The following is a 5,699-nucleotide window of genomic DNA, read 5'->3' as shown; positions in this document are numbered from 1 at the left end:
CGAAAAGAAAAAATACATGATCATATCAAGATTCCATAATAATTTATAAAAAGAACCTTCTATTTCTAAAGTATATACATTACCATTAAATGTGAATTCATGTTCATAAAATTCCATCTTCTTGATTATTTGAAATACTTCCATAAAATTCCTTCTTTCTTATTACACATCAATTTTTATCTTGAAAATAGTTGATGAAGATATCTTATCATCGATATTATATAATGTTCTTTATTACACAACAATAAAAAAACATTGATAAATTTTCTAATTTTTTTCCTTTTCAGGGTTTTGATGCATATAAGAATAGTAGGGGGTGGCATATAAATATTTGATCATTTATTCTTGAAGTTTCTTTATCGCTACTATAATATTATCTTATATAAATCATGATTCAAGCTATACTCTTCTCTAAAATATATCGGATAATTATTAAAAGAAAAGAACTTATTTACCAAATCAAGATACAAGGAGGAAAAAACATGAATAAAAAGATGTATGGCATGTTATCTTTAGCCATATTATTATCAACGGCAGCCTGTTCATCTGCTGATGATCTTCAGCTTGCGAAAACTGAAATTACAGTTGAATACGGTGATCCATTATCACTTGATCCAAAAGATTATTTAATTGAAGATACTGCCGAGGATATCCTACATGGTACTTCTGTTAAGGTATTTATCGCAGAAGGAAACAACAAAAAAAATGAACCGCTTGATACAGATGGTACAGGGTTGGAGGTTGGCAGTTATATTTTATCGCTTTCATATAAAGATGAAACCGAGGATGTAAAGGTGAATATCGAGGATACGACGGCACCTGAATTTGTGAATTTTACTGAAAAGGTCATTCTCATTCAGGGAGAATCAACCGATCTTACAAAATTATTTCAAGTAAAGGATTTATCTGCTGTTGAAGTTACAGTGGAAGGTGAGGTAGATTTTGATACAGTGGGAAAATATCCCGTTACATTTATCGCAAAAGATAAATATGAAAATATGACAGAAAAAGAATGTGTGATCCAAATTGATGAAAAACCTAAAGAGATCATTCCGGTGATAGATACTATGGGAAATGATTCACCAAAGAACAGCGAATCAACTTTTGGTTTAAACAGCGCTACATCAGCAGCAAATTCAAATGCTTCATCAAACAGCAGCCATGGATCAGTGACTACTCAGCCGATTCAGCCAGAGCCGGCACCAATGCCTCATCAGCATAAGTTTGTCGTCAACGATACGACTACTTATTATGAAGGAAGTGAACTTCTATTTAATCATTGGAATGATGCAGTTGCAAAATCAACAGATATTCAGTATGAATTAAATGGTGAAACTTGGCAAAAGTGGGGATTATGGAAAAATGTATCTGTTTTTGGTGTTCGTTGTTCGAATGGTTGTGATGAACTATGGTATGCAGTAGAATTGATATATTAAATGATTTTTAGAAATATGAAGACAATCATATTTCTTTTTTTATGATCTGTTTTACTGTTTTATCGTATCAGACAGCTTTTTATTTTGAAACAGATAAATTTTTTTGATAATTTTGTAATATTTTTTTCCTTTTTGCAATCGGAGTGCATATAAAATAGTAGGAGGGAAAAATTATGAAAATTAAAAATACTTCATTAATTATAAAACTAAAAAAGAAAATACGTTTTATTTTAATAACAAGCTTATTATCCGTTGGGATAATGTTACCTAAATGGCATATTCCGACATATGCTGCCACACACAATGTTAATGAATCTTTTCCAACTGAAATCCAAAGCTGGCATCGTTTACGGGGTACTGGTATTCCCGCATTTCTTACTATAGATGGTGAAGTGGCTTGGTGTATTGAACCGGGTAAGACAGCACAGGTTGGATCAAATACAGAATATACATTTGAAGATATTGGTTATAGCCGTGAATCAGGTAAAAAGTTGGCATATATCGCTTATTTTGGATATCGTGTAAATCCGACTTATGACAATTATGTTCTGACACAGAATTTAATTTGGGAAACGATTGGTACAAAAGCCGGAAATGATTTTTATTTCTATGTAAGCAGTCGATATCCGACAAGAGTGAGTCAGAAAGCATGGCAGGATTCTGTAATGGCAAAAGTGAATGCGATGGAAACTGTACCTTCATTTAATGGTGGTCATTATACATTAAATGTGGGCGAGTCAATTGAAATAGAAGATACGAATGGTGTACTTCAGTATTTTACAATGACTTCCGCAAGCGGTCTTGAGATATCAAAAAACGGAAATAAATTTAAGGTAACGGCAACAACTGCTTCATCAGATACTTCTGTGATAAGACTTGTTCGTAATATCGATCAAAGTGCGTTAGGGAGTTTGTTTGCGGTAAAATCAAAAGATTCTCAGGCTATATCTTCAGTAAAGATAACAGATCCAGCTTCTGCACTTCTTACTATAAAAGTGAATAAATATGGAAGCTTAACTATCACAAAGAGAGATGATAGAAATAGTCTTGTACCAAATACATCCTTTAAGATCAGCTACAATGCAGATATGAATGATCCAATCGGAACCTATACAACGGGAAAGGATGGTACAGTAACGATCAATGAGCTGTTGCCACAGACAGTTTACATTCAGGAAACTTCTGTGCCTGAACATCTGATCCTTGACAGTACGATCCGCTCAATAGAAATCGTACCGAATGAAACAGTTTATTTTAGTGCTACGAATGATTGGAAGCAAGGAAAGATCCAAGTCGTAAAGAAAGATGCTGAAACGGGTGAAACCGTAAAAAAAGCAGGTACTCAGTTTGATATCTTGAATACCAGTAATCAGGTTGTACAAACCACTATGACTAACTCTGAAGGTGTCGCAATTTCAGATTTTCTTGATTACGGAACATATAAAGTCAAAGAAAAAACTGCACCGAATGGCTATACAGTCAACGTAAGCGAAAGCAATCCGATCGCTGTAATTGAAAATAACCAGACCTATACGATCGATATTAGCAATACAAGAGTTAAAGGAAGTATCACACTTCAGAAAGAATTTGATGATACAGAATCAGGCATGACTGGCGATGCTGTTTTGAATGGCGTTACCTATGAGCTTCACGCTCATGAGAATATCTTAAATCCTGCGGATGGATCTGTTCTCTACAGTGCGGGATCACTGATTCCAAATACTTCAAAACAGACAGATGCTGATGGCAAGATCATATGGACTGATCTATATCTAGGATCTTACGACGTCCATGAAGTGACAAGTAATGGTACGGTCGTTGTGAATACTGTGGACGTACAAGCTGATGTTGAGTATGCAGATCAGAATACACCAAATGTGAGTGTATCTGTAAAGCACAAAGATAAGCCAAATGAACAGGCTTATAGCTTGATCAAGATTGGTTCTAATGGATCAACGGGCGAAGTACCAACACTTGAAGGTGCTGGATTTACAGCCAAGCTGAAGTCCGATGTAGATCGCTTAGGCTGGGATGCAGCCCCTGCTTATGATGTATCAGTGACTGATTCAAAAGGATATCTGGTATCTCAAAAGTTGCCTTATGGTACATATGTAGTACGGGAAACAAAGAAACCGGATGAACATGAGGCGGTGGAAGATTTCATCATTACGATCACCGAAGACAGTGATGAACCTCAGCCTTGGATCATCATGAATGATGTGCCATTTGAAGGTATGCTAAAGCTCGTGAAGAAAGATTCTGAAACCGGCAAGACGGTATTGCTGCCAAATACGACCTTCAAGATCAAGAATCTTGATACCGGTGAGTATTTAACTCAATTCGTCTGGTTCCCTATTCCTCACAACGTAGACACATGGTCAACCACGGATCAGGGTATCGTTTATTTAAATGATGTTGTGATGTATGGTAACTATCAGCTGGAAGAAATCACCGCACCAAATGGTTATGTACTGAATATTGAACCTGTAAAATTTACAGTTTCAGAAAATGGCGTCTATGAAATCGGTGAAAATGGTGTTACCCCTGTGATCACGGTTGAGATGGAAGATATTTCTGTTAAAGGAGAGATCACAGTATATAAAGAAAGTGAAGTCTTTAGCGGTGTACATCAAAATAATGATGGAAGCTATTCATTTATTTATGAGTCTGATGCACAATCAGATACAGAATTCCAAATTATTGCGGATACAGATATCATGGATCCAAGCAATGATGGCACCGTTCTATACGAAAAAGACGAAGTGGTTGAAACGATTACGACCGGTACAGATGGTTCTGCCAAATCCGGCAAGCTTCCATTAGGAGAGTATCGTATAGAAGAAATCAAGGTACAGAATGGTATGGTACTGAATACTGAAATTCAGAAAGTGACACTGGAATATGAAGATCAGAAAGCAGAAGTCGTATCAGCAGAGATCAGCTTTAAAAATGATCGCCAAAAAGTAAATATAGAACTTACGAAGAAAGATGATGAAGGAACCTTGTTAGCTGGTGCTGTCTACGGCTTATATACCAAAACAGATCTCATGCTTGATGATGCAATCCTTCTTTCTGCTGATACATTGATCGAAACAGCTGTTACAGATGAAAATGGCAAGCTGTCTTTTAAAGCAGATCTTCCTATTTCTTTGGATGAAGAAAGTCATTTCTATGTCAAGGAAATCAAACAACCGGCGGGTTATGTGTTATCAGATAACGTTTTTGATATTGATACTAAATATAAAGCACAGACGATTACGATAATCAACAACTCTTTCACTGATATCAATGCGATCACAAAGATTGAACTTTCTAAGAAAAATCTAACATTTGTGGAAGAACTGGCAGGGGCGCATATCCTTGTTATGGAGAAAGAAACAAATAAAATTATTGATGACTATGTATCTACGGATAAACCGCATCTGATCAAAGGTTTAGAGGTTGGAAAGAGCTATCTCATGATTGAAGAATCAGCACCTTATGGCTTTGCCATCAGCGAAACGATTGAATTTACAGTATCCGCAACAGGAGAAATTCAGAAAATTGAAATGTTGGATGATCTTATCGTTGGAAGGCTTGTATGGAACAAGACCGGTAAGATCTTTACACACACAGTGACTGAAATAACAGAATTGGGTATCGTTGAATCACCGGTGTTTGAAGAAAGAAATCTTTTAGGTGCTGAGATCACGATTTATGCCGCCGAAGACATCACGATCGGCAACCACATTTATTACAAGAAGGATGAAGCGATTCAGACACTAAAAAGTCACTGGGAAGCAGTGGAAAGCATGAATCTTCTGGTCGGATCTTACTATTATGTTGAAACAAAGACACCAATCGGATATATTCCAGATACCGAAAAACATTACTTTGAAATCAATGACAGCCAGTCCACGGAAGTACAGCTGATCGAATCAACACTGGTCAATGATCTTCCTTCTTATAACTTGGACTTTACCAAGACATTCGAAGAAGGCTATCTTGAATATTCTGATGCTTACAAGGATGTTATTTATGGCATTTTTACCAGAGATGATACCTATGATCATATGGGCAATGCCGCAATTGAACCGGATACGCTGGTAGCCACTGCGGGCATCGATGAAGAAGGTCATCTTGTCAATGTGCCTAGACTTCCTGTAGGAAATTATTATCTGAAGGAGCTGTCTACAAATAGTGCCTATATAAAAAAAAAAAAAGAATACGACTTCAGTATCGATCAATCCCATGATGAAAATATCGTTGTATCTGTCAACAATG

Annotated in this window: 2 protein-coding genes; both read left to right on the top strand. The window is 36.3% G+C overall.

What is annotated here, in order from left to right; all coding sequences use genetic code 11:
* Window positions 1–482: 482 nt before the first annotated feature.
* Window positions 483–1,436 (top strand): hypothetical protein, encoded by a 954-nt coding sequence (locus Q0K35_RS09235; protein ID WP_294562482.1) that lies wholly within the window; start codon window positions 483–485, stop codon window positions 1,434–1,436.
* Between the two features lie 173 nt (window positions 1,437–1,609).
* The coding region (locus tag Q0K35_RS09230; protein ID WP_294562481.1) for a SpaA isopeptide-forming pilin-related protein at window positions 1,610–5,699 on the top strand (4,090 nt) is incomplete at its 3' end.

Source organism: uncultured Traorella sp., assembly GCF_944327115.1.
Classification (GTDB): domain Bacteria; phylum Bacillota_I; class Bacilli_A; order Erysipelotrichales; family Erysipelotrichaceae; genus Traorella.
The sequence above is the reverse complement of the archived record's forward strand: the minus strand, read 5'-3'. Positions and strand labels throughout refer to the sequence as shown.

Bases quoted from the DNA above. Each gene is read 5' to 3' on its own strand.
- Q0K35_RS09235 (WP_294562482.1), top strand. From the start codon at position 483: ATGAATAAAAAGATGTATGGCATGTTATCTTTAGCCATATTATTATCA.